Raw genomic sequence first — 25,950 nt, forward strand, 5'->3', positions numbered from 1 at the left:
TAACCTATAACAACATAAAAAATGATTACTCAAAAAAGGGTTAGATCGTTTTAAGGATAATTTGATATGTCTAGTGCGCTAAATAATGATGACTCCATCGCTATAGATATCAATAATGAAAACCTCGATGACAGCTTACAGCGTTCCCAACTCTATAAACTCCTCAAAGAGCGCGAGCAATGCTGGTGGCAAGCGCGGCAGCAACTCATCGATCGTCAAGAAAAGAAAGTATTTTGGTTTGGCGAAAACAGCCTTATCATGTGGTTACTATGGCAGCTAGTCGGCTATGTGGTCGTGGCTATGGCGCTGATGCTACTCAATAACATGCTAAATGTATCGCTAACGCTATGGCAGTATGTTTCATTGTTTGTGTTACAGACCTTAATCTTTATTGTCGCTTTTGCTGCTAAAGGCCAGTTGGCAAACAAACTGCAACGTAAAATAGATAATGATGAGCTGATGAGCGAAGAAGCACTAAATGAAATGGTTATTTTGGCAGAAGACAGTCTTTACCCTGATGTACATGCCAGATCGCCTATTTCTTTAGAAGCATTGGACGACTATCTCAACGGGCAGTTTCATTTAGCCAGCTTGCAATGTTTGTTGCAAAAAGAAATCGACGCTGGGCGTCTAATAATGCAGCAGCAGCCGTTAGAAGTAGGGGTTTTACCGCCAGATCTTGCTGATGATGAACTGAACGAACATGCCAGCGAGATAACATATAGAAGCACGTTATAAAGTGTGCTTCTATGATATCTATCAAACTACTTCTGCTAGTTAATGTTCAAAATGATGGTTAACCAAAACTCCTAATCGTATCAAAAATAGATTACGCTATTATGCTCTTTTTGAACGGTGAGACTGGCTAACAGCGCGGCTTTTAGTGCATCAAGCCTATCTGCAGATAGTGGCTCATCGTTTTGATCACTGATATAAAACATATCTTCTGCACGTTCACCCAACGTTGTAATACGAGCAGCATGAACTTCGATTTGCTCCTGCAAAAACACCTGTCCAACTCTTGCCAATAGTCCTGGCTGATCAAGAGTCTCTAGGCTCATGATATGCTGGTCTGACGCTTCATTAAATTCGAAGTTAATTACTGTTTTTACTTCAAAGTGTTTCAGCTGACGCGGCATACGTTTGTTTGTCAGCTTTAATACAGTGGGGTCTTTAAATGAGTCAATTAGGCGCTGTTTCAGCTCTTGCTGGCTGTCTTCATCGACGAGCAGCGTGCCACTAGGGTCAAGTAACACATAAGAATCTAAAGCAAAGTCGCGGGTCGCTGTGATAATGCGTGCATCTAACACATCAAGATTCATCTGATCAAATACTGCCATAGTAACGGCAAATAGATTCATCTGATCTTGGGTGTAAACAAAGACTTGTACCGCATCGAGCGCCAACTCACGATGTTCACGCAACACAACTAATGGTGGACTGTCCGCATTAGAAGCAAGACCAATCGGTGGATGGTTCAAAATAGCTTCGGTATGCCATAAAATATCCTCTGCGATTTCTCGCAAGAAGTACTCATCCCCCAAATCATCCCATAAACGCAGGACTTCATCACGATTCATATGTTGGTTGTTGACATTGTCTAACATCGTTAAAGCTTGTTTGCGTGTGGCACTGATCATATCTTGACGATTGGTGGGCGCATCGATATCAGCGCGCAAAATACGACGAGTCTGTGAATATAGCTGTTTCATAAGGGTTGCCCGCCAGCTGTTCCAAAGCTGTGGGTTAGTCGCATTCATATCAGCAACGGTCAATACGTACAGATGGTTTAAATGCGTGACGTTACCAATGAGATCAGAGAATATAGTTACCACTTCAGGGTCTGAGATATCTTTTTTCTGGGCAGTAATCGACATGAGAAGGTGGTAACGCGTGAGCCAACCAACCAAATTCGCATCGGCCAAGCTCATACCGTGTGATAAGCAGAACTCAATAGATTCTGTTTGGCCAAGCTCACTATGGTCACCGCCGCGTCCCTTAGCAATATCATGGAACATCGCTGCCAGTACCAGAATTTCTTTACGCTCGATACGCTGGAAGATAGAGCTGACCAGTGGAAACTCTTCATGGAAAGCCGGATCTGTAAATCGGTGCAGGATTCTGATCAAAAATAAAGTATGTGCATCTACTGTATAACGGTGGAATAAATCATATTGCATTAAGCCAGTGACTTGCGCAAAAGCAGGAATATAATTACCCAATACCCCATAGCGATTCATGGTACGTAGACGATGGAATAGGTAGTTTTGCTCTTTTAGGTTCGATAAAAACAACGCTTTGTGAGTAGGGTTATCTCTATATATCTGATCAATTCCTCGTGCGGCAATCTTGAGTGCGCGCAGGGTGTGGGTACGAACCTTATCGATGCCATGTTGCCCCATTAATAGGAACATCTCTAAGATTGACTCGGGGTGTTGTGCAAAAACTCGATGATGTGCGATGGCAATCTGATTGCCAATACGGTTGAATCGTGCGTTTATAGGCTGTTTTTTTGGACGTTCATCGTCAGGTAGTTGCGGTTCTATAATCGTTTCATAATAATGATTGGTTAGCATCTCTGACAGCGTTGATATCTGCATAGCACAGCGATAGTAATCTCGCATAAACCGTTCGACCGCAGCATTAGGCTGGTCGTCGGGCTGGGTCTCATAACCCATTAGTTGAGCAATTTCACGCTGATAATCGAACAACAGCTTGTTTTCATTACGGCCCGTCAGTACATGTAAATAATGACGAATTTGCCATAAATATCCTTCTGCAAAGCTCAGCTCATCGAACTCTTTCTCAGTCAGAAAGTTCTGTTGAACTAAATCATATAGCTTGCCTACGCGAAAATAGCGCTTAGTGACCCAACCGATGATATGAATATCACGTAGCCCGCCAGGAGCTGTTTTAATATTGGGTTCAAGATTGAACTCGGTTGCATTGTGCTGCAAATAACGCGCTTTGGATTCTTCCATTTTTGCGTCAAAAAAGGTGCGAGGAGACCACTGTTTATTGACGATTTGTACAGGCATGTCTTGCAATGATTCGTTGCCAATTAACAGACGAGCCTCTAGTTGCGCACTGGCAATCGTATGGTCAAGCGCCGCCTCTAGCGCATCATCAACACTACGTACAGAGAGCGCAGGCTCTAATCCTATGTCCCATAGTAGCGCGACTAATTTATCGATTTTGCTACTGGCCTCAGCACCTATTTCACCGGGAGACAGCAGTAAAATATCGATGTCCGAATAAAGTGACAGCTCACCACGTCCGTAGCCACCAGTCGCAAAAAATGCCAAATCAGTCTTATCCAGCTCAAACCATTTATACAATGCAATCAATAGACTGTCGATAGCGCAAGCACGCGCCGCAACCAACTGGCGAATGTTGGTGCCACGTTCTAGTGAACGGCTGATATCGTCGTTGATTTGTGCCAACCATTCAGGTATACCAAGAAGATTCTTGTCTGTCGTACTTTTGGCTGATAGTGGAGATGAGTCTGTCGCGACCTCGTTCGGTAGTATCGGTAAAGGCGTCAGATCAACAGAGGCGATATCACAATTAAACATGAGTGTTATCCAATTAAGAGTTTAGAAATAGAACGTTTGAGCTGAGAGTTATTGGGTAACTAACGTACTGATGGCTAGTAAATGTGCCAATAAGTATATCAATACAAGCTATTAGGTCATCTGAGTATAAAGACAAAACGTACGTAAGCACAATACTCAATATGCCCTAATTAAAGGCCAAAAAAAAGACCGCCTAAGCGATCTTTGATTGTACTACTGTGTCAAGAAACTTAAATCTTCTTCGGGACGAGTGGTAAATACTTCACAACCATTGTCTGTTACGACCATGGTATGCTCCCATTGGGCAGATAGTTTGCGGTCTTTAGTAATCGCTGTCCACTCATCTGGCAAAATCTTAGTCTGCCATGTGCCTTGATTAATCATAGGCTCAATCGTGAACGTCATGCCTGTTTTTAACTCAAAACCAGTACCTTTTTTGCCATAGTGCATGACTTGTGGCTCGTGATGAAATTCGTCACTGATACCATGACCACAGAACTCGCGAACGATACTAAAGCGTTCAGGCTCGGCAACGGCTTGAATAGCTGCACCAATATCACCCAAACGAGCACCGTTTTTGACCACGCTCATACCCGCATAAAGGGCATCTTGTGCCACTTTGCAAATACGCTGCGCCATAATAGAGCCGTTGCCAACGATCCACATTTTTGAGGTATCGCCATAGTAACCGTCTTTAATAACCGTTACGTCGATGTTGATAATATCACCATCTTTTAGCAGCTTGCTTTCAGTTGGGATGCCGTGACAGACAACGTGGTTGACTGAGGTACAGATAGATTTTGGGAAACCATTATAGTTAAGTGGCGCAGGAATAGCCTGCTGTACATTAACGATATAGTCATGCGCGATTTGATTGAGCGCTTCGGTACTGACACCCACTTTGACATGCTCGTCGAGCATGACAAGGACATCACTAGCAAGTTTACCGGCCACGCGCATTTTTTCTATGGCTTCTGGGGACTGAATAAGAGTTTTTTTAGTCATCATAATATATCTTATAATTATGGGTTCGTTGTGGCTAGATTATACCATAAACGCACTGGCGACATTTTGATGTTAAGTGATAGTGACCCTAACATCATCTTTGATAATAATTACTTTACAGCATGGTTAGCCTTTGTATGACTTGCTAGTCAAATCAATATATTCATATTTTGACAAATTAGTTGAATATTGAAGAATATATAAGTACTGTAAGTTTGACTGCTAACGGAATTAGCGGCAATTCTTACTGTTTCTATGTTTGCTGGTTTTAGGCAGTAGGGATAATCAAAATCAATGATAACAAGGATGTTGTTATGACGCTTGCTTTGTACATTCGTGCAGCTCTCGCACCAAAGACGTTTGTACCAATACTGGGTTCAATCAGTACGGGTATTCTTCTAATGACCATGCAAACTACCTCTGCTCAAGCTGCAGGCCAATACTATAATTGTGCCAATGCTAACGGCTGCAAGTTGGTAGACAGTAAATACTTCACCTCTAGTTATACTAAAACTCAGTATCCAGTCGTTTTGGCGCATGGGCTTGGTGGCTTTACGACACTATTTGGGGTCATTGATTACTTCAACGGCATTCCTGGAGACTTGATGAAAGGTGGTTCAGAGGTATATACCACCAAAACATCAGCGGTCAATAACAGCGAAGTTCGAGGTGAGCAACTGCTTCAACAGGTCAAGACCATTGCTGCGATTTCAGGTGAGTCTAAAGTCAATTTATTTGGACATAGTCAGGGCGGTATAGATATCCGTTATGTCGCTGGCGTCGCGCCGAAGTACGTGGCTTCAGTAACCGCGGTATCAAGTCCGGAGCAAGGATCAAAAACCGCTGATTTTGTTAAAAGTATCCTTGAGCCAAATAATACTTCGGGAGAACCATCGAATGTCACCACCCAGTTAGTATCAGGTGTATTTAATCTGATTGGTGGCTTTACAGATATTGGATCAGGTATCAATTTTAATCAGATTCAACAACAAGATGGCTGGCAAGCGCTCGTGGCTCTATCGACCGATGGTGCTACTAAATTCAATGCCAAGTTTCCTGCAGCAATGCCAAAAAACTACTGTGGTCAGCCGACCAGTACTGCGGTTAATGGCATCAAGTATTATTCATTTAGTGGCGTTGGGCAAATAACAAGCGCACTTGACCCTAGCGATTATCTATTGGCCGCAACGGGCGTACCGTTTGTAGGTGAGTCTAATGATGGACTGGTATCTGCCTGCTCAAGTCGTCTTGGTTATGTGATTCGTGATAACTATAGAATGAACCATTTGGATTCCGCCGATCAAGTCTTGGGTCTGACGGCATGGGGAGAGTCTGAGCCAAAATCTATCTATCGTACTCAGGTAAACCGCCTGAAAAACGCTAACCTATAAGCTGAACCGCAAAATAAGAATACTCATTGATTGAGAAATACTGCTTATGTCACATAACCGCCGTCAAATCTATGTAACAGTTGCTATCATCGCTGTGGTTGTCATAGCCACAGCGGCGGTTATTTTGTGGTTCAAGCCTGATAGTAATGATATAAATTCAGCTTCGACCAAGCCCTCTGTCTCCGATAATGAGAATAGCGAGTTAGTGACAACTGAGTTGGCTGCGGAACAAGTCGTAAAAGCTATAACGACACCTAGCCAGTCTCAATTTGTCACAGGACTGGAAAATTTACCACGCTCATTACAGGGCACTCAAATTGATGGTGAAATTATCATCGATGAAAATAAACAGTTAGTCGTTACTGAAGGTCTGCGGCGTTTGTTTGATTATTTTTTATCAGCATTAGGTGAAGAAGAAGAAGCGACTATATTTGCCCGTGTGGAGAGTTATATTAGCCATCACACACCAGAGCCTGCCGCTAGCCAAGCGGTCACTATTTTTAATCAATATGTTGCCTATCTTAAGGCACTTCCTGAGATAGAAAAGCGCTATGGTAATCTGCAACTACAAGCCACCAAAAGTGGTGAGCTGGATTTGAACGCAGTTGCTCAGCAAAAACAAGATATCGCTAATCTACGTCAGCAGTACTTTGATAAGCCAACGATTACAGCGTTCTTTGGCGCAGAAGATGATTACGATAATTATAGTATAGAAATGGTCAGAATTGACCAAGATAAGCAGATGTCTGACGCACAGAAACAAGCTGCCCGTCAGGAATATATCAGTCGATTGCCAGCGAGTGCTACTAAAACCAATATCATGCAACAAGCCAATATTAGCGAATTGATAACTCGCACCGAACAGATGAAAGCTCGCGGTGCAACGCCTGAGGAGCTATATGATATGCGCCGAGAGCTAGTAGGCGCACCAGCAGCAGAAAGACTGGCACAAGTAGACCAAGAAGATGCTAACTTTGACCAACGTTTCACCCAGTATGAAACTCAAAAAAATCGCTTATTAAGCCAAAGTGTCGACGCAGCCCAAGCGCAAATTCAAATCAATCAGCTGGAACAGCAATTATTTAACGATACTGAGCGTAAGCGTCTAGATGGTTATGCAGCATTGCAACGACAGCAAGCTGTGAATAATCCATAATTATAGTCAGTAGTGATCAATAGCTATCATCAATAGTCATCGTTGATATGGATGGATAGCGTTAGCGGTATGTAGTCAGCAGATCATCTTGGTACTGGCAAGAGCAAGTAGTCAGATATCTGCAAAGTTGTACAAAGTGCATTCCGAATAACTACCCAGTTTATGATGACACCTCACTATGATTCATGCACAATAGTGCAATTGTTTAAAGTATCAAATAAAACAATAAATGAATCATAATAAGTCTGAACTTTCACTATGTTTATTAGAGCTTACCGATTGTCTATTAGAGCTAATGGCTCATACAGATAATATGTTTAGTAAAAGTAATGGATGCAATAAAGAGAGGAGTTGATATGAAAAATATGACTAAAGTAATGATGGCCGCGACATTGGCAGTTGGTACGCTTGCTGCGGGTTGTCAAACGACGAATTTGCCTGCGCCAGTCAGCCAACCAATCACTGCAGATGTCTTACAGGCACATAACTGGCAGCTCGTTGATGCCAAACGTAGCAATGGTGATAAAGTAACACAGCTGTTTTTTGACCCAGCCAAACCTCTAACGTTGAATTTTATGAATGATAACGGTAGAGATTACGTGGCATTCATAAATACCTGCAATAGCATGGGTGCTGGATATAGTGTCGCAAATGGTGAGGTAGAGATTAAAAATGGTATCAGTACTATGATGGCCTGTCCTGAGCCGCAAGCCAGTTTTGATACAGCCGCACTGGCCACTGTACAAGGTGAATATAGCCTCAGCAAGAATGCCAACAATGTACCTATTTTGACTGTCAAAAATGATGATCAAGTCGCTTATTTTAAAGCTGTTGCTAAGTAGCGTAATGACCGAGTAAGAGTTTTGGGTTGGTTCGTGAAATCAATCGACTGACATTGCTCAATTGAAATGAAGTTTCTTAAAAGACAGAATGCCTCACTAATAAGTGGGGCATTTTTTTATCTAAAACTTAGTCCAGTTTAGGATACACTAGTGTAGCGTTTCTGTAATATCTTTAATTTTTAAATCGTTGGTGTGGTTTCGAGTTTGTGTCGATAGCGACCGCCTTTTTAGATATTTATCACACTTTCATCATCAAACTCTATTGGGTATGACGCTATGCTAAAAACTGCCACAAATAAAACAACCATATGTAAAGAAAACCTATCTAAATCAATCATAGATAGTTTAATGATGAAAGTACCTATTGCCATCGTTGTATTTACTGCGCTAACCGGTTGCCAGACATTATCCAACAAACCAGTCAGTACATCTGTCGGCACAGTCGAAACCAATCCGCTGACTGCACGTATGCCTGTGATTGATCGCCAAGGACACATTGCCTATATAGAAGAGCAGGGTGTAGGAACGGCAAAAGTATCAACACTTTATAGTATTCGTCCTGATGGTAGCGATCGTCAGCTCATCGATCAGCTTAATGGCTATATCTATGCGCCAGCATGGTCGGCAGATGGACAACTACTTGCCTATAGCAAACAAGCCCCACGTGAGCATCCCAAAATCTATATCTATGATCGTAGTAGCGATACGCGCAACCTAGTAGTGAATGCTGAAGGTAGCAATATGTCGGCGTCATTCTCACCCGATGGTCAAGATTTGCTTTATAGCTCTACTGTCGGTGGTAATGCTGATATCTATAAAATGCGTCTGAGTGATGGGAATATCCAGCAGTTGACGACCCTACCTAGTACAGAGGTACAGCCAAGTTATACTGCGGATGGCCAGAGCTTTGTCTATACCAGTGATAAAGTCCGTGCTGGACGACCGCGAATTTATCGTTATGACTTTGCTACGGGTAATGCGACACCTGTATCAACAAATGGCTATGTCGCCAGTCCGCAGCTTAGCTTGGATGGTGAGCGTATGGCTTATCTAAATGGTCGCAAGGCGGCTATCATGACTTTGACGACTGGACAGGTGGTTAACTTGGCGGAAACAGGACTTGATGAGCCTGCACGTCTATCTCCCTCTGGCAATTATGCTGTCTATCCAACTCGTCGTTTAAGTGTAGGCGGGCAAGTGGCAGGCCAAAGTAGTAGCAGTTTGGTTATTCACTCACTGTCAGGCAATACCAGCTATGCTATTAGCGGTCAGAATGGTGAAGTCGTACGGTCACCGATATGGGGCCGTTAGAGAAATATGTCTTATGCCGTAATATGTATATATACTTGTTTATAAAAGAACATAAGTTTATAAAAATTAATCGATGAGCACGAGCTTTTGTAGTAGATTACTACAAATCGCAGATTAGGTTGATAAAGGGAGAACCCGCGTAATGCAAGAGGCTTTTTTAGTGTTTATCACCAAAATAAGTTTATATCCGACGATTGTTTTCACCGGTCTTGTGATGTTCGTTACCTTATATTGGGTGGTATCTTTGCTCGGCATGGCAGATATGGATAGTGTGGATTTTGGGGAGCCAGGTAGCGATGCTGCGGCTTCTGATTTATCGTCGACCGGTTTTTTTACAGGCCTCATGCTGAAGTTTGGTCTTTACGGTGTACCGTTAATCATTATATTGAGTCTTATTAGTTTAATCGGTTGGCTATTGAGCTATTTGTATACCAGTTTCTTACATCAAAACTTCGACTCTGGTGTTCTGTATTATGTCTTTGGCACAGGAGCACTGATATTCGTATTGGTCATTTCTATGTGGCTAACAGGTATTATTATTTCACCCATCCGCAAAAACATTGCCAGAATTCCTAAACGTAATGCTTCTAGCAATATAGGTAAAATCGCTGTGGTACGCACACTTAGCGTGACACATAAGCATGGCGAAGCAGAATTGAATGATGGCGGTGCAGGGTTGATACTGAAGGTCCGTTCAGATAACAGTACCAGCTTATTCAAAAAGGGCGATAGAGTGATGTTAGTAGAGTATCTAGAAGAAGCAAACACCTATCGAGTCGCTCCTATTAAAGACAAATAATCATAAATTATCTAATCGACACGACTTTTATCATAGAGCAAACTCGAAAATTGGATAAGCGATGATGAACAATAAAAAGCAAATTAGCTAAAAAATTTCTGTTTTTTACATCATAAGAACGGTTTTAAATTTGGTCATTATCGGTTCAATTAGTCCAGATATGAGAAAGGCAAGTGAAGCTACTACATAGAGTAGATTGAACAAGCTTTACTGAGCATTTGATGGATATAGAACTGATTATAGAATGTTTTAATTAAAGGAATAAACATGGACATACTCATTATCGTCGGCGTGGTTGTGGTGCTGGCGTTTGTTTTCGTGATGGCAGCACTACTGATGCTCAAAGCCTTTTACTTCAAGGTTGAGCAGGGCAAAGCGTTAATTATCAATGGTGTGAGCAAAATAGCCGTACGTTTTGATGGTGGTTTTGTTTGGCCAGTTATCAATAAAAAAGAGCTGATGAGAATCTCGCTCATCACGTTAGAGGTAGATAGACGTGGTAAAGAAGGCTTGATTTGCGCAGACAACATGCGTGCTGATATCACTGTTGCGTTTTATTTACGCGTCAATGAAACCGAAGAAGATGTATTAAAAGTTGCCAAATCGGTCGGAGTTGAGAGAGCTTCAGACAAAGTCGCTGTTAATGAGCTGTTTAATGCCAAGTTCTCTGAAGCATTAAAAACCGTTGGTAAACAGATTGATTTCGTCAAGCTGTTTGAAAATCGCAGTGAGTTTCGTGACAGTATCGTTCAAGAAATTGGTAACGATCTAAACGGCTATGTCTTAGAAGATGTTGCGATTGATTATCTAGAGCAAACGCCAAAAATGTCTTTAGATTCAAGTAATATCTTGGATTCTGAAGGTATCAAAAAGATTACCCAGTTAACTGCCACGCAAAATGTTATTACCAATGAGCTTGAGCGTGACGAAGAGCTGGCGGTCAAGAAAAAGAACGTTGAAACTAGAGAGGCGATGCTAGAGCTTGAGCGTCAACAAGCTGATGCTGAAGCCAAGCAGAAGCGCGAAATCTCGTCAGTGATAGCTCGAGAAACGGCTGAAACTCGCAAAATTGAAGAAGAAGAACGTAAAAAGTCTGAAACCGCGATTATCACGGTTGAGCAAGACTTGGCGATTCAGCGTGAGAATCAGCAGCGTGAAATCGAAGTGGCGGGACAAAATCGTCTGCGTGCCGTCGTCATCGAAGAAGAGAAAGTCACGCGTGCTCGTGATTTAGAAGTCGTCTCTCGTGAGCGTGAAGTCGATCTGCAACGTATCGAGGCAGAACGTGCCATTGAGCTTGAGAAAAAAGAAATCGCCAACGTCATTCGTGAGCGTATCGCGGTAGACAAAACTGTGGCACAAGAAGAAGAGCGCATCAAAGAGGTTCGTGAAGTTAGTGAAGCGGATCGAGACAAGCAAACGCGCGTCTTAGCAGCTGAAGCTGATGCCGAAGAGCTCAAAGTACGTCAGGTCAAAAAAGCTGAAGCAGAAGAGTTGTCTGCTAAGCACAAAGCTGTTGAGATTACGACGCTTGCCAATGCTAATTTAGAAGCTTCAGCCAAAGACTCAGAAGCCAAAATTAAAATGGCCGAAGGTATCAAAGCAGAAGAGTCGGCACATGGTTTCGCCGAAGCCGCTATTCAAGAAGCCAAGGCTTCATCGCTTGAAAAAGAAGGCATCGCTAAAGCCAATATCATTAAAGCGACAGGCCAAGCCCAAGCTCAATCAGAACGTGAAAAAGGTATGGCAGATGCCGAAGTTATCGCGGCTCGCGGCGAGTCTACCGCCAGAGCTGAGCGTGAAAAAGGTATGGTCGATGCTGAAATCATCGCGGCTCGCGGTGAGTCTAGTGCCAAAGCAGAACGCGAAGTTGGATTGGCAAAAGCCGAAGTTACTCGCGCGCACTTCCAAGCCGAAGCAGATGGTCTGGTCGAAAAATTCAATGCTATGGGTAGTATGAATAAAGAAGCGCGTGAGCACGAAGAGTTCCGTATGGGGCTTGAGACTGCCTTGCAAGAAGCACTTGCTTCTATTGACGCTGGTAAAGAAATTGCGAAAGAAAATGCTGAAGTATTGGCAGTGGCGCTACAGAAAGCCAAAATCGATATTGTTGGCGGTGAAGCGCATTTCTTTGACAACTTTGCCAAGTCACTGTCTATCGGTAAAGCCATTGATGGCTTAGCGGGTAAGTCAGACACATTGAGCGGTATCATCAACGGTGTGATGGCCAGTCAAGCTATGAAAACCAACCAGCAAAATGATGATAAAACGACTTATTAATAGGATCTAAAGGCCTAGTCTTAATATGCAAGTATTAGTAAGCAAGTTTTTATCATTTAGTATGAATAAGTAATATTCTCTAAAATAAAAAATCTGTCGTTTAGGCGGCAGATTTTTTTGGCTAACTCACGGTGATTCAGAACGATGAATAACGATGAGTTGGCTAATCTAAAAAAACAGCAGTGATGACTCGTTTTCTTAGATTAGCCAAGTGCTACTTTGTTAGGGCCTATTAAACAAACCCTAAGTGCCTTATTTTCTCTATTGCCCAACATTCTCTTATTATGTAAAAACAGAAACGGACGAGCAACGATGGCGGATACGCAAACTTCAAAGAACTCAGATAGCAACGACAATAATAATGCTAAACAAGCAAACCAAACCGATCAGGCAGTTGCTTCAGGCAATGCTTATGAGCTAATCAAAAAACGTCTGACGGAGCAAGGTAGCCGCTTAGAGCAGCAGACGCAGACGCTAAATAATGCGCGTCTCGAAGAGTTTGGCAGCACCCAGATGCAAGTCATCGCCCGTACTCGTATTCGTACCGAGCACAACTGTGTGGCGCAGGATATGGTGCAGGTTGGTGATTATCTGCTATTTGGTTATAACGTCTTTATGGGGCTCAAGCGTGCGAGCAATATTAAGGATGTATTGTCGCTATATCGTCTGAACGAGCCAGCTGGTAACGAAGAAGAATATCAGCTCGAAGAAGTCGATTTAAAGGGTACTTTTTTAGATCAAGATGCTTTTGTCCAAGACTTCAATGAGCTATACCGATATTACAAGCAAACGCGCTTGATTCAAATAACAGTGAAAGACAGCAAGCTACTGTTGGCATTTCAGATTGGTGAGCGCATCACTGATATTCGAGTGTTCCGTTTCGCGCTAGATTTTAGTCAAGATACGCCAGAGTCGGCGCAAGTCGCTTATGTGGATAATCGAGGCGAGCGTGATATCGAGTTGCCGCCTGCCTATGATTTCGACTGGATTGAGACCACCCGTGATCAAATGATCAATGGCAAATATCCACATATGAATATCTTGGATACGATATTTGTGGAAACGGTCGGTGGCGATCTGACTATCAAAATTGAGGACAATACGCAGTCAGGCCAGGGGATTTATAGCGAACCGGTCAATGATCGCACCCAATCGCTGACTGATGCTGAGATTGCTTATGCCAAGGTCGGCAGTCTAATACTGCTCAAAATACTGCCTTACCGCGAAGAGGACTACCGTTATTTTGTTTATAACACTTTGACCGAAGCGGTTATGCGGTTGGATGCGATTGGACAGTCGTGTGTTCAGCTACCAGAAGACCATGGCATCATGTTTCCAGGTGGTTATTATCTACAGACCGGTGAGTATAAGCTGTTTGAGGCCAATAATGTTGGCGCTACCGACCTGCGATTTAAGCGTAAAATTGTATCGCCAAACGGAGAAGACGTTCTATTCTTATTCTATGACAGAGACTTGGGCGTTACAGGTCTGTTTCCTTATAACTTGATTAAGAAGCAATTGGCAAACCCTATTTACTGTAACGGTATGGCGTTGGCAGAGGATGGACGTTTGGTGCTGTTTAGCGACCAAAGTGAGCCATCTCGCATTCATCCGATGCAGATATGGCACACGCCTTATGCCTCACACGAGTATGTGAGTGAGTTGCCTGAGAGCACCAGTTTTTATGGCAAAATTGGTAATAAAGAACTGGTACGCGGCATCTCGGACTTATATAGCATCACGCGCCTGATTGATAATCAAAGCGTGTCACAAAAGCTCTATGAAGAGCTGACCAATAATACCAGCCGCCTCTTTGACAGTTATTACTGGTTGTCTGAGCCTGAGCTGAGCGAAGTCGCCAGCAGTATTAAAGAAGTGACGGCCACGGCTGAGCTGGTCATTGACGAGTTCGCTAAAGTACAAAGCATCCAAAAGAAAACCCAAACTGCATTAAGCGATGCTGATACACAGCAAAGTGAGATTTTGCGACAGATACGCATTACTAGCTTTGAGTCTGCCAGTGATTATGTCGATCAGTTGTCCGCATTAAGACGCCAAAAAGGCCGCTTGGTTAGTTTGGAGGATTTGCGTTATTTAGATGCCGATAAGCTACAAGCATTGCAGACGCAGTTAGAAGAAGCCGAGAGCGAGTTGGCTGAAAAGACCGTACTGTTTTTGAGTGGTGAAGAGGCACTATCAAGCTACGAAGGCACACTGGTCGATGTCAGTGAGCGCTTAAATACCGCTGAAACCAATGCGGAGCTAAAGCCAGTACTAGAGAAAATCGATGAGACCGCGCAAGGTTTGGATCTACTAACTGAGCTACTGGGCACGTTGGATGTAGCCGATGCCACGGTGCGTACGCAAATTATCGACGATATATCGACCATTTATGCCAGTCTAAACCAAAGCAAAGCCAAGCTTAATCATAAGCGTAAAAACTTAGGCTCGGCTGAGGCTGTGGCGCAATTTGGTGCGCAGTTTAAACTGTTTGGGCAGTCGATTGCCAATGCGTTATCTATTGCCAATACCCCTGAGAAATCAGATGAGCAAATGGCAAAGTTGCTAGTACAGTTAGAAGAATTAGAAAGCCAGTTCGCTGATCCAGAGACCAACAGCGGCGATCAGTTTTTAGCCGATATCATCAGTAAGCGTGAAGAGATTTACGAGACCTTTGAAAATCACAAGCAGCAATTGCTCGATGCTCGTAACCGTAAAGCGCAAAACTTAGGTGATGGCGCGCTGCGAATGCTCGAAAGTATCAAGAAGCGGACACAAAGCACTGGCGTCACAGGCTTTACCGAGGAAGAAGCGCTCAATACGTATTTTGCGGCTGATGGTCTGGTACAAAAAGTCCGTAACATCGCAAAAGAGTTACAAGCGATGGACTTTAGCGTCAAAGCAGATGACATCGACGCTCGCCTAAAAGCCATTCAAATCGAGAGTTATAAGAGTCTAAAAGACAAGTCGGACTTGTTTGAAGATGGTGGTCAGATCATCAAACTGGGCAAGCACCGCTTTTCGGTCAATACTCAGCCATTGGATTTGACTTTATTGAGTCGTCAGCAGTCAGATGGAACACGTGTATTAAACCTGCATCTAACGGGCACAGACTATTATGAAGTGCTTAATAATGCTGAGCTGAACGCTTTGCGTCCGTATTGGGATATGAATATCGCTTCTGAGTCTGACAAGGTATACCGCGCTGAGTATTTGGCCTACAGCATCATTGAGAGCGCCAAAAACAGTCAGGACGGTTTAACCGAAGAGCGTCTATATCAAGCATATGATGCGACCATCATTACCCTCGATGTTAATGGTGATATTGATAATGACAGTCCATTATCCAAATTGGTCAAAGCGTACGCCACCCCTCGCTATCAGCTAGGTTATGACAAAGGCATTCATGATCATGATGCGACGTTATTACTGATGCAGATATTGCCGACGCTACGTGAGGCAGGGCTGCTGATTTATACCCCGCAAGTACGAGCATTGGCGCAGTTGTTTTATTGGCAGCTCAATATCGTACAAGCGCTTGGCTTAGACAGCTTACGCCAGTTCGGTTATGACGCTTGGCTGAGTGAGTCTGTACTGACGCGCGCGAGTAACTGGACAGATCGAGCCGCGACTGCCGAGCAGCTACGCCGTGCATTGGGTAGTGATAAGGCCAAAGCGCTATTGGTCGAAGACATGGCTCAAGTGATGCGTGATTTTGTGAGCACCTATAACGACGACAGTAATGATGAAGTTGTTAAAGAGTCAACTGTAGACACAGATGAAAATATAAGTGACGATCACAGTGCTAGTATCTTTAAACCTAGTATTTTTAAGCTAGGCTATGTGCAACTGGCCTGTGAGTATCTGGTTAGTGTCATGGGGCAGTCAATGCAAGCTGTTACCCCTAATACCAGTACACATAAAATACACTGGCAAACCAGCCAACAAGCGCAGCAGTTGTGTGAGCAGCTAAGCCAAACGCTAAGCGCTTCATCAGCTAGTATGCAAGCGACTGCCAGTTTTGATCAACTACAATCCTCAATCGGCAAGCTTGGCTTTCAGCCAAAATCAGCCTATGAGCTATTGACCACATGGTTTCATGCGTTACTTGATAAGACTTACGATGATACTGACTCGGCCAATGCAGCAGCGGATGGTACCGATGAAGATGGCGAGCTCAGTGAAGAGCAGCTGGCCGAAATCGCAGAAAAAGAAGCGCTACGCAAGCAGCAGCTAGAGAGTGGCCGTCACTATGTGCCAGAGGCGATTGCTGTGTTGCTCACTCAGCTGAACGATGCCCAACGTGAAGCTTTGGTGCAGCGACTGATTGACTCAGGTGTCAGCTTTGATAAAGGATTGGTTATTAAAGGGCTGGGTGCTAAAGGAATAGGTAACAAAACCTCAAGCAACCAAGGTTTAGGCAGTAACAGACTAGGCACTAAAGGTGCCAATGCCACATCATCTGCTTTATCATTTTCTTCAATCACCTCGTCGACGATGTCATCGATCACGTCATTGACCAGTATCAATAATCCGCTCAATCAAGTGCAAAGCTTTGAGCGTAGTACGGGCAAGGTATCGCTTGAAATACAAGTCAATAACCTGCTGGGTGAGCATCCACGTATTCATCAGCAGACCTTAACCTTTGCCGTTGATGACTTTCTCAATCGTCTACACCATCATGATACCCAAGTCATTCCTGCCTATAGACGTTATCTGGCCATGCGCTCAGAGATACTGCATGACTCAAAAGAAACGTTACGGCTGGACGAGTTTATGCCGCGTCCGTTGTCCTCATTTGTACGTAACCGCCTGATTAATGAGAGCTATCTGCCACTTATCGGTGACAACCTCGCTAAGCAGATGGGTACGGTTGGTGAAGATAAGCGTACCGATTTGATGGGTATCCTGATGATGATATCGCCACCAGGGTATGGTAAAACGACCTTGATGGAATACGTGGCAAACCGTTTGGGCTTAATCTTTATGAAGATTAACTGTCCATCGCTCGGTCACGATGTCACCTCGTTAGATCCCGAAAAAGCGCCCAATGCGACTGCCCGAGAAGAGCTGAATAAAATTAACTTAGCCTTTGAGATGGGCAATAACGTCATGCTCTATCTCGATGATATTCAGCATACACATGCGGAGTTTTTGCAAAAATTCATCTCATTAGGTGATGGCACACGCCGTATCGATGGCGTTTGGCAAGGTAAAACCAAAACCTATGACATGCGTGGCAAAAAATTCTGCGTGGTCATGGCAGGTAACCCATACACCGAAAGCGGTGAGGCATTTAAAGTGCCTGATATGCTGGCCAACCGTGCTGATATCTACAACTTAGGCGATATCATGAGCGGTATGGAAGAGGTGTTTGCCCTCAGTTATATCGAAAACTCGCTGACTTCTAATACGGTACTTGCACCAATGGCCAACCGTGATTTAAGCGATGTACATCGTTTGATTAAAATGGCAAAAGCGGACAATGCTAACCTTGCCCAAGCACAAAGTAGCGATTTGACCTATCCGTATAGTACTTCAGAGATTAATGAAATTGTCGCAATCTTGCGTCATATGTTTGCTGTGCAATCGGTTATTTTGGACGTCAATCAGGCCTATATTGCCTCTGCTTCACAAGATGATAAATACCGTGTTGAGCCGATATTTAAGCTGCAAGGCAGTTATCGTAATATGAATAAGATGACCGAAAAGCTGTCGGCGGTCATGAATGAAAGTGAGCTGAACCAGCTAATAGATGATCACTATTTGGGCGAGTCGCAGCTATTGACCCAAGGCGCGGAGAGTAATTTACTCAAACTCGGTGAGATGCGCGGCACCTTGAGCGAAGAAGAAAAAGCACGTTGGGAGCAGATCAAAGCGGACTTCTTACGTAACAAAGCGATGGGCGGTGAAGATGGTGATACAGGTGCGCGTATCGTCGCGCAACTGGTCGACTTGGCCAGTGGTTTCAATGCCATTAGTAGCCAGTTTGAAACCTACTTATCAAAAAATGATCCAGAGAAAATCGCTCGCTTACGCGCAGCAGGGCAACAAGCACAGTTAGATACTCAGATTGAGGCGCAGATAGAAGCACAAAAAGTCCTCGCCGATAGCCTGATGAACAATGCCAAAGTGGTCAGCGACAGCATCGACAATGGCTTTGAGAAGAGTATGAGCCAGCTGATACAAATCTATAAGCATGATCATAAAGCCGAAGGCGAGCATCTCAAGCAAAATCAATATGTACAAAAACAGCTCATGGTGCAGCTGGTCAATGCGGTAGAGCAACTAGCGCAAAAAATGGCAGATAGCTTGGTTGGCAATAATGATACTCAGGTAAATGATAACCAGCTAGTAGAGAGCAATATACCTGATGTGCAGCAGCAGACTGCACTGATGGCAAATGCTCTCAAAGAAGCACTGGCGCCATTAACGATGCGTATGGATGAGAAGCTGGCGATTGATACCAGCACTGATCAATCAGGCAAGCTGATCGTCAATAGTCTCAATCGCCTAAATAAGATATTTGACGATTATGATTAGTAGACTATAGTGACCAGTGACTAATGTAGTAAACAAACCAATGAGAAAGCTATGGCGCACAAAAAGAAGAACGTCCGCAAAAAAGAATGTCCAGTTTGTGAGCGCGAGTTTAGCTGGACAAAGAAGCTGGATAAAAACTGGGACAATATGGTTTATTGCTCAGACCAGTGCCGACGGGTGAAAAAATATGAAGGTGTCGAGCATCAACAATAAAGCTCAGGTTTGGTCATAAAAATTTGGAAAGATAAAGATAAAGGAGCAGGTGATGGCACATAAAAAAGTAAACCTACCGCAAAAAACTTGCCCCGTCTGCCAGCGCCCATTTACGTGGCGCAAGAAGTGGGAAAAGGATTGGGAGCAGGTGATTTACTGTTCTGAGCGGTGTCGACGGACTAAAGGTAAGGCTGATTAAATTAAAGCATTCAACCCTATCTTGATTGATTGAATGCTGTTATAAGTAAATTTTGAAGGCTGCTAGCGTTTGAAGTTAAATGATGCAATGGTCTAAAAATCTTGAATTATTGGATCATGATCATCAAGTTATATTTTATAAAGTCCTTAGAGCTGGTGAGGGTCTAGAGACTTTCTAGACTAGGGTCTTGAGAATTTGAATATTTCGTCATCGTCTATGATATTATCTTGGTTGTCGTCCACTTCAATATTAAGAGATGTATCGTTTGTCACTCGAGCATAACGTGTACGTGGTTCTGACAACCCAGTACCCGCATTATCGTCGTAAATTATAGTCGTAGATAGTTGACTAGTAACAGCATCAACAGTGTAGTTACCCCATTCCATACCATTTTCGGAATTATTGACTGACCCGTCTTCATCAATTTGCACTTGGATATAAGTGCCATTTTCTAAAAATGCCAAGCCAATAAGTTCATTGTCATCAGTATCATCAAAGTTCCAAGGTCCTAAGATACCTTCAGACTTAGTTTCTGAGAAGCGATAGCTTTCATTACTATCGATAACGCCATTGCCGTTTTCATCTACCTTCAAGGTAAGCCTACCGTTAGATATTTGAGCATAGCGAATAACAGAGTCTGACAACCCAGAAGTACCGTTTTTATCAAAAATAGGCGTAGCAGTGAGCTTACCTTCTGTACTACTAACGCTATAATTTCCTAGTTCTACACCGTTTTCAGGTTCACTAGTCAACTGACTGCTATCAACTTGTGCCTGTATATAGGTTCCATCATCCATGAATATAATTGTTGATAGTTCCCCATCAGCGGTATCATCGCTATTCCACATTCCAACAATTTCGGTATCTATATTAGGCTGATCAGGTTGCGTAATATCTGGTTGGTCAGGGGGAGTTGTAGGTGTTCCATCTGAATCTGAATCGTTACCACAACCTTGTAGTAACAGAGCCATTGATAAGGTTAATAAGGCTACTTTAAATGATTTCATTTTTATCTCTCCTTGATTAAAAAAATATAAAATCTTACTCAGCTCAAATATTAGCGCCTAACACCCCCTTGAATAATATATTGGGAAAAGAATATTTAAATTATTATTTATGAATATATCAAACATCTTTTGATTAATCCAATCCAAAAAGTATTTTCTAGATAATTAAAATAGCAAAGGTGGTTATCAAAGAAATAGGAAGCAAAAAAGGTTAGCTATCAAAGCTAAGCTGGTTAGTAAAAGCTTGCCAATAGGGTGGATTGAGAGAGTTTTCTGTTTTGGATATTCTTTTGCCACATAGAAACTTGTGAGAAAAAATATCTAGTAAAATAGTTAGAATACTAATTTTATTAATATTTATCATCATACTAACTAAGTTAATGATAGTGAGCTGAGGATAGGCAAAATTAAATACCATAAAAAATGGCTTACCCATATTAAATGAGTAAGCCAAAAAAGAACTATTAGGTTTCTATAGCTTGATTAGCCAATCGACTATAAGTTCGGATTCAACCACTTCTCAGCAGTCTTCATATCCCAGCCTTTACGCTCAGCATAGCTCTCTAACTGATCACGACTGATTTTACCGACGTTGAAGTATTCACTATCAGGATGCGAGTAATAGAATCCGCTGACCGATGACGCAGGCCACATCGCATAGCTTTCGGTTAGTGTTGTACCGATAGCATCGACCGTACCCAGCCAATCAAACAATTTGCCTTTTTCGGTATGCTCAGGGCAAGCAGGGTAGCCAGGCGCAGGGCGGATGCCGACGTATTTCTCTTTAATCATCTCATCATTAGTGAGTGACTCAGTTGGCTGATAGCCCCAATACTCTTTACGTATCAGCTCATGCAGATGCTCAGCGAATGCTTCGGCTAGGCGGTCAGACAGTGCCTGTACCATAATGGCATTATAGTCATCGCCTGCCGCTTTATATTGCTCAGCGAGTGCTTCTGTACCGACGATAGAGACAGTAAAGCCGCCCAAGTGATCGGTATGTGTCTCTGATGGCGAGATAAAGTCAGCTAGGCTAAAGTTCGGCTTGCCACTGGCTTTATCGCTTTGTTGACGTAAATGCTCGAACTGATAGGTTGGGCTGCCACCATTACCAGGCGCATTGTCATAGACCGTCACGGTGTCCGCATCAGTACGGCGAGCGGGCATGAGTTTAAATACCCCTTTAGCGACGATTGATTTTTCATCAATCATCTTTTGCATCAGCTCATTGGCATTATTAAACAGGTCACGAGCCGCTTCGCCGACCACATCATCTTGCAAGATCTTTGGATACTTACCTGCCAGTCCCCAAGAGATAAAGAAAGGCGTCCAGTCAATATACGGCAGCAAATTAGTGATGGGGTAGTCATCCAATATCACTTGCCCCAGTTTATTAGGTACTGGTGGCACATAATTATCCCAGTCACCTTTAAAGCCCATTTTAATTGACTCAGCATAGGTGATTTTTGCCGCTTTTGGCTTACGCTTGGCCAGACGCTCACGTACCTTAGTATACTCTTCGCGGGTCTCATCGATTAGCGCTTGACGATGCTCTTTTGAGAGGAGCTTGGTCACCACACCGACTGAGCGCGAGGCATCAGTGACATAGATGACGCCATCGTTTTGATATTGCGGCTCCACTTTAACTGCGGTATGCGCTTTGGAAGTGGTCGCACCGCCAATCATAAGTGGTAAGGTCATGCCGCGCTCTTGCATTTGCTTGGCCACATAGACCATCTCATCGAGACTTGGGGTAATTAGACCAGACAGACCGATGATATCGACTTTTTCTTTGATTGCGGTATCTAGGATGGTCTCACAGGGTACCATCACGCCGAGGTCAATGATGTCATAGCCATTACAGCCGAGTACCACGCCGACGATGTTTTTACCGATATCATGCACGTCGCCTTTGACGGTTGCCATCAGGATTTTACCTTTGACTTCGCCTTCGACCTTTTCGGCTTCGATATACGGGTTGAGCCAAGCGACTGACTGCTTCATTACGCGGGCAGACTTGACCACTTGCGGTAGGAACATTTTACCTGCACCAAATAAATCACCGACGATATTCATACCGTCCATCAATGGGCCTTCGATGACTTCTAGCGGCTTGGGGTATTTCTCCCACGCTTCTTTGGTATCTGCTTCGATAAAGGTAGTAATGCCTTTGACTAGAGCATGGGCGATGCGCTCTTCTACTGTACCTTCACGCCAGCTCATATCGACTGTACTGTCTTTTTTCTTACCGCCATCTTGGTAGTTTTCAGCGATGGTCATCAGACGCTCGGTGGCATCTTGACCAGTCTCGCCTTGATTGCGGTTGAGCATGACGTCTTCGATAGCGTCACGCGCTTCCTTTGGAATATCATCATATAACTCAAGCATGGCAGGGTTGACGATACCCATGGTCAGGCCGTTTTTGATCGCGTGAAATAAGAATACCGAGTTGATCGCTTCACGGATTGGGTTGCCACGGAAACTAAACGATACGTTAGACACACCGCCCGATACCATGGCATTAGGCAGGTTTTCAGTGATCCATTTAGTCGCATTAATAAAGTCAGCACCGTAGTTATTGTGCTCGGTGATGCCGGTTGCGACGGCAAAGATATTAGGGTCAAAAATAATGTCTTCAGATGGGAAGCCAACTTCATTGACCAGTACATCATAGCTGCGTTGGCAGATTTCGATTTTGCGCTCGTAAGTATCGGCCTGACCGTCTTCGTCAAAGGCCATCACGATAATGGCGGCACCGTAACGCATACACAGTTTGGCTTTTTCGACAAACTCATCATGCCCTTCTTTGAGCGAGATAGAGTTGACGACAGATTTACCCTGCGTGCGCTTTAGCCCTTCTTCGATGATGTCCCATTTAGAGGAGTCAATCATCAGCGGTACACGGCTGATATCTGGCTCGCCTGATACGAGATTGACAAAGTGAATCATGGCTTGCTTGGAGTCGAGCATGCCCTCATCCATATTGATGTCGACGATTTGTGCGCCGCCCTCTACTTGGTCACGGGCGACATCAAGCGCCTCGGTGTAGGCTTCGGTTTTGATCAAGCGTAAGAATTTTTTAGAACCTGTCACGTTGGTACGTTCACCGACATTGACAAACAAGCTATCAGTATTGATGGTAAATGGCTCAAGTCCAGACAAGCGGCAGGCAGGCGCGATTTCAGGAATCACGCGCGGTGCATAGTTTTTTACCATATTGGCGATTTGGCGGATGTGTTCTGGCCTAGTACCACAGCAGCCGCCGACGATGTTTAAGATACCTGCTTTGGCAAAGCCTTCTAGCAATGCTGCCGTCTCTTCAGCCGTTTCATCGTACTCACCGAACTCATTGGGCAGACCGGCGTTTGGATGCGCTGAGACATAAGTGTCAGCGATATTGGATAACGTTTGAATATGCGGGCGCAGCGCATCGGCACCGAGCGCGCAGTTGAAGCCGACTGATAAAGGTTTGGCATGACGAACCGAGTTATAAAACGCTTCAGCCGTTTGCCCTGATAGCGTGCGTCCTGACGCATCAGTAATCGTACCCGAAATCATAATCGGCAGCTCAAATCCAATATCGTCAAACACGCCAGTGATCGCAAAGATTGCTGCTTTGGCATTGAGCGTGTCAAAAATAGTTTCGATCAGAATAAGGTCGACACCACCTTCAATCAAGGCCAATGTCGCTTCACGGTAGTTAAGTACTAGCTCATCAAAGGTAATATTACGAAACGCAGGATCGTTGACATCCGGTGATATCGAGCAGGTACGTGAAGTGGGGCCAACCACACCCGCGACAAAACGCGGCTTGTCTGGTGTTTTTGCAGTAAAGGCATCGGCGGCCTCGCGTGCCAGTCTGGCCGCTTCTTTATTTAGCTCAGGTACCAGATACTGCATATCGTAATCGGCCATCGACAGGCGCGTACCATTAAAGCTATTGGTTTCGATGATATCTGCACCAGCACCAAGATGATCATCATGAATCTCTTTAATCATCTGTGGTTGTGAGAGCACCAGCAGGTCGTTATTACCGCGTACGTCTTGGCTAATATCTGCAAAACGCTCACCACGATAATCGGCTTCTTCTAATTTATAGGTCTGAATCTGTGTACCCATCGCTCCATCTAGCATCAAGATCCGTGATGCCATTTGCTCAGTAATACGTGCTCTTGCGGTTAGTTGTTGCTCTTTATAAGGAAATACGGCAGGTGGTGTCAGGACAAAGTCATCGGCAGATTGTGATGGGCTAGAAGTTGCATCGGTTTGTGAGTCAGTTGCTTGGGTCATAGGAGCGCTGCTTATATCGTCAATGTTATAGAAAAAAGGAGTAACAAATAAGGTTCAAGGTTTTATAAAGGAGTCGTGAAATATGCTTCATTTTAGCATGAAAATCACATATCACATGGTGTCGTGCTTATTCCGCTTTGGCAATATAACTAGGGCATGTCCTCATTTTATAAATGGTCGTAAAAATGAGATAGGTGGCAGTCAAACAAGCAAGATAGCGCAAATAATATCGAATTATTAGTCAGTTATTCGACATCGTTTAGCACTGTTTGGTAAGAGTTAGCTATTTTCAATCCATCTAAATGACTACCGATTAGATTGTGGACATACTTTAATATGCTGTCCATATTTCGAATATGATATGAGAATTTTTTGCACAAAAAAATAGGCATAAATGAATCATTATTCACTCAAAGATTACATAAAGCTTTGCTTGTATAAACTAACGACAAACATGACACTTAAAAGTCAGACAGAACTTACACCGCCACTACAAAAACAGCGTAAAGGTATCTTGATAAACTTTTTTGAGATGCTAATTTGATTTCAGAAGAATTAGCATTTCGTAAGTAATACTTACTAATGAGTGTTAATCGCTTTTACTAAAGCCGTTTTCATCGACGTAATGGTTGTCTACGAAATGCAAATTAACCATTAAGATGACATTACCATCATTTGAGAATACTCAATCATCAATACTTAAGGATATGACTATGAAACTTACTAAAATTGCTACTATGGGTACATTGGCACTTTCAATTGCAGGACTGAGTGCTTGTAATAACATGACACCAAGTAGCAGTGAAGATGTGTCAACTCAAACCCCTACAAGTAGTCAAGCTGTGTCGGATATGAACGTGGTACAGATTGCACAAAGCAATGCTGACTTCTCATTATTGGTTGAAGCAGTAGAAGCAGCAGGTTTCGCTGCACCACTGTCTAATCCTAATGCTAATTTCACTATCTTTGCACCAACCAACGAAGCATTTGCACAAGTATTGCAAGAAACAGGTATGACAAAAGATCAATTGTTTGCCAACAAGCCATTGCTGACCAAAATATTGGGCTATCATGTGATTAACGGCGCTGCGCCAGTATATGCTGAAGATATACAGCCAGGTGCGATCGCTATGCTTAGCAAAGACACACTGATGGTAACGGACCAAGGCCAATTGAAAGATGAAAACGGTCGTACAACCAATATTGTAAAAACTGATATTGCTGCCAACAACGGTGTCGTACACGTGATCGATAAAGTTTTGTTGCCTAAATAAGTATTGACGTAGTCATACTAACTGTACTTATCGCAAGGCTAAGCAGCCATTGTCTGTAATGATTT

Annotated in this window: 15 protein-coding genes; 11 read left to right on the top strand and 4 right to left on the bottom strand. The window is 43.5% G+C overall.

Annotation, left to right across the window (positions count from 1 at the left end; genetic code table 11):
* The first annotated feature begins 66 nt into the window (after positions 1 to 66).
* Positions 67 to 738, top strand: coding sequence for a hypothetical protein (locus tag ACT3QR_RS12860; protein WP_444521724.1), 672 nt, complete (start codon positions 67 to 69; stop codon positions 736 to 738).
* An 80-nt stretch (positions 739 to 818) separates the two neighbouring features.
* Here the strand turns inward: ACT3QR_RS12860 and glnD are convergent, their stop codons facing one another.
* On the bottom strand, positions 819 to 3,575 hold the full coding sequence (gene glnD / locus ACT3QR_RS12865; RefSeq protein WP_444521725.1) for a [protein-PII] uridylyltransferase: 2,757 nt from the start codon (positions 3,573 to 3,575) through the stop codon (positions 819 to 821).
* Positions 3,576 to 3,788: 213 nt separating this feature from the next.
* Positions 3,789 to 4,580, bottom strand: a complete 792-nt coding sequence (gene map / locus ACT3QR_RS12870; protein WP_444521738.1) for a type I methionyl aminopeptidase — start codon at positions 4,578 to 4,580, stop codon at positions 3,789 to 3,791.
* Between the two features lie 314 nt (positions 4,581 to 4,894).
* On the opposite strand from map, the gene ACT3QR_RS12875 reads away from it, so the two are divergent.
* The 9 genes from ACT3QR_RS12875 (at position 4,895) to ACT3QR_RS12915 (ending at position 19,314) form a co-directional block, all read left to right on the top strand.
* Positions 4,895 to 5,971, top strand: coding sequence for an esterase/lipase family protein (locus ACT3QR_RS12875; protein ID WP_444521726.1), 1,077 nt, complete (start codon positions 4,895 to 4,897; stop codon positions 5,969 to 5,971).
* Between the two features lie 46 nt (positions 5,972 to 6,017).
* Positions 6,018 to 7,127, top strand: a complete 1,110-nt coding sequence (locus ACT3QR_RS12880) for a lipase secretion chaperone (RefSeq protein WP_444521727.1) — start codon at positions 6,018 to 6,020, stop codon at positions 7,125 to 7,127.
* 356 nt (positions 7,128 to 7,483) lie between these two features.
* Entirely contained in the window at positions 7,484 to 7,969 is a 486-nt protein-coding gene (locus tag ACT3QR_RS12885; protein WP_444521728.1) for an META domain-containing protein, read from the top strand.
* A gap of 348 nt (positions 7,970 to 8,317) precedes the next feature.
* A complete protein-coding gene (locus ACT3QR_RS12890) occupies positions 8,318 to 9,280 on the top strand; it encodes a Xaa-Pro aminopeptidase (protein ID WP_444521729.1) in 963 nt (320 codons plus the stop codon).
* A gap of 142 nt (positions 9,281 to 9,422) precedes the next feature.
* Positions 9,423 to 10,079: a hypothetical protein gene (locus ACT3QR_RS12895; protein WP_444521730.1), complete on the top strand. Its 657-nt coding sequence runs from the start codon at positions 9,423 to 9,425 to the stop codon at positions 10,077 to 10,079.
* A 267-nt stretch (positions 10,080 to 10,346) separates the two neighbouring features.
* Positions 10,347 to 12,359, top strand: coding sequence for a hypothetical protein (locus ACT3QR_RS12900; RefSeq protein WP_444521731.1), 2,013 nt, complete (start codon positions 10,347 to 10,349; stop codon positions 12,357 to 12,359).
* Between the two features lie 312 nt (positions 12,360 to 12,671).
* Entirely contained in the window at positions 12,672 to 18,902 is a 6,231-nt protein-coding gene (locus ACT3QR_RS12905; protein WP_444521732.1) for a DNA repair ATPase, read from the top strand.
* A 51-nt stretch (positions 18,903 to 18,953) separates the two neighbouring features.
* On the top strand, positions 18,954 to 19,115 hold the full coding sequence (locus ACT3QR_RS12910; protein ID WP_444521733.1) for a DUF2256 domain-containing protein: 162 nt from the start codon (positions 18,954 to 18,956) through the stop codon (positions 19,113 to 19,115).
* Between the two features lie 52 nt (positions 19,116 to 19,167).
* Complete coding sequence (locus ACT3QR_RS12915; RefSeq protein WP_087945540.1) at positions 19,168 to 19,314, top strand: DUF2256 domain-containing protein; 147 nt, start codon at positions 19,168 to 19,170, stop codon at positions 19,312 to 19,314.
* A gap of 179 nt (positions 19,315 to 19,493) precedes the next feature.
* Here the strand turns inward: ACT3QR_RS12915 and ACT3QR_RS12920 are convergent, their stop codons facing one another.
* Together ACT3QR_RS12920 and metH are read right to left on the bottom strand one after the other, a co-directional pair.
* Complete coding sequence (locus tag ACT3QR_RS12920; protein ID WP_444521734.1) at positions 19,494 to 20,321, bottom strand: hypothetical protein; 828 nt, start codon at positions 20,319 to 20,321, stop codon at positions 19,494 to 19,496.
* A 495-nt stretch (positions 20,322 to 20,816) separates the two neighbouring features.
* Complete coding sequence (metH, locus tag ACT3QR_RS12925; RefSeq protein WP_444521735.1) at positions 20,817 to 24,611, bottom strand: methionine synthase; 3,795 nt, start codon at positions 24,609 to 24,611, stop codon at positions 20,817 to 20,819.
* Positions 24,612 to 25,324: 713 nt separating this feature from the next.
* Between metH and ACT3QR_RS12930 the strand changes: the two genes are divergently transcribed.
* Positions 25,325 to 25,885: a fasciclin domain-containing protein gene (locus ACT3QR_RS12930; RefSeq protein ID WP_444521736.1), complete on the top strand. Its 561-nt coding sequence runs from the start codon at positions 25,325 to 25,327 to the stop codon at positions 25,883 to 25,885.
* Positions 25,886 to 25,950: the final 65 nt, after the last annotated feature.

This window comes from Psychrobacter sp. AOP7-B1-25 (assembly GCF_052376195.1).
Classification (GTDB): Bacteria; Pseudomonadota; Gammaproteobacteria; order Pseudomonadales; family Moraxellaceae; genus Psychrobacter.

What these genes read in the sequence shown, in the direction of transcription:
- ACT3QR_RS12880 (WP_444521727.1), top strand. Translation starts at nt 6,018, where the DNA reads ATGTCACATAACCGCCGTCAAATCTATGTAACAGTTGCTATCATCGCT.
- ACT3QR_RS12915 (WP_087945540.1), top strand. Translation starts at nt 19,168, where the DNA reads ATGGCACATAAAAAAGTAAACCTACCGCAAAAAACTTGCCCCGTCTGC.
- ACT3QR_RS12885 (WP_444521728.1), top strand. Translation starts at nt 7,484, where the DNA reads ATGAAAAATATGACTAAAGTAATGATGGCCGCGACATTGGCAGTTGGT.
- ACT3QR_RS12860 (WP_444521724.1), top strand. Translation starts at nt 67, where the DNA reads ATGTCTAGTGCGCTAAATAATGATGACTCCATCGCTATAGATATCAAT.
- ACT3QR_RS12930 (WP_444521736.1), top strand. Translation starts at nt 25,325, where the DNA reads ATGAAACTTACTAAAATTGCTACTATGGGTACATTGGCACTTTCAATT.
- ACT3QR_RS12900 (WP_444521731.1), top strand. Translation starts at nt 10,347, where the DNA reads ATGGACATACTCATTATCGTCGGCGTGGTTGTGGTGCTGGCGTTTGTT.
- glnD (WP_444521725.1), bottom strand. Translation starts at nt 3,575, where the DNA reads ATGTTTAATTGTGATATCGCCTCTGTTGATCTGACGCCTTTACCGATA.
- ACT3QR_RS12890 (WP_444521729.1), top strand. Translation starts at nt 8,318, where the DNA reads ATGATGAAAGTACCTATTGCCATCGTTGTATTTACTGCGCTAACCGGT.
- metH (WP_444521735.1), bottom strand. Translation starts at nt 24,611, where the DNA reads ATGACCCAAGCAACTGACTCACAAACCGATGCAACTTCTAGCCCATCA.
- map (WP_444521738.1), bottom strand. Translation starts at nt 4,580, where the DNA reads ATGACTAAAAAAACTCTTATTCAGTCCCCAGAAGCCATAGAAAAAATG.
- ACT3QR_RS12875 (WP_444521726.1), top strand. Translation starts at nt 4,895, where the DNA reads ATGACGCTTGCTTTGTACATTCGTGCAGCTCTCGCACCAAAGACGTTT.
- ACT3QR_RS12920 (WP_444521734.1), bottom strand. Translation starts at nt 20,321, where the DNA reads ATGAAATCATTTAAAGTAGCCTTATTAACCTTATCAATGGCTCTGTTA.
- ACT3QR_RS12895 (WP_444521730.1), top strand. Translation starts at nt 9,423, where the DNA reads ATGCAAGAGGCTTTTTTAGTGTTTATCACCAAAATAAGTTTATATCCG.
- ACT3QR_RS12910 (WP_444521733.1), top strand. Translation starts at nt 18,954, where the DNA reads ATGGCGCACAAAAAGAAGAACGTCCGCAAAAAAGAATGTCCAGTTTGT.
- ACT3QR_RS12905 (WP_444521732.1), top strand. Translation starts at nt 12,672, where the DNA reads ATGGCGGATACGCAAACTTCAAAGAACTCAGATAGCAACGACAATAAT.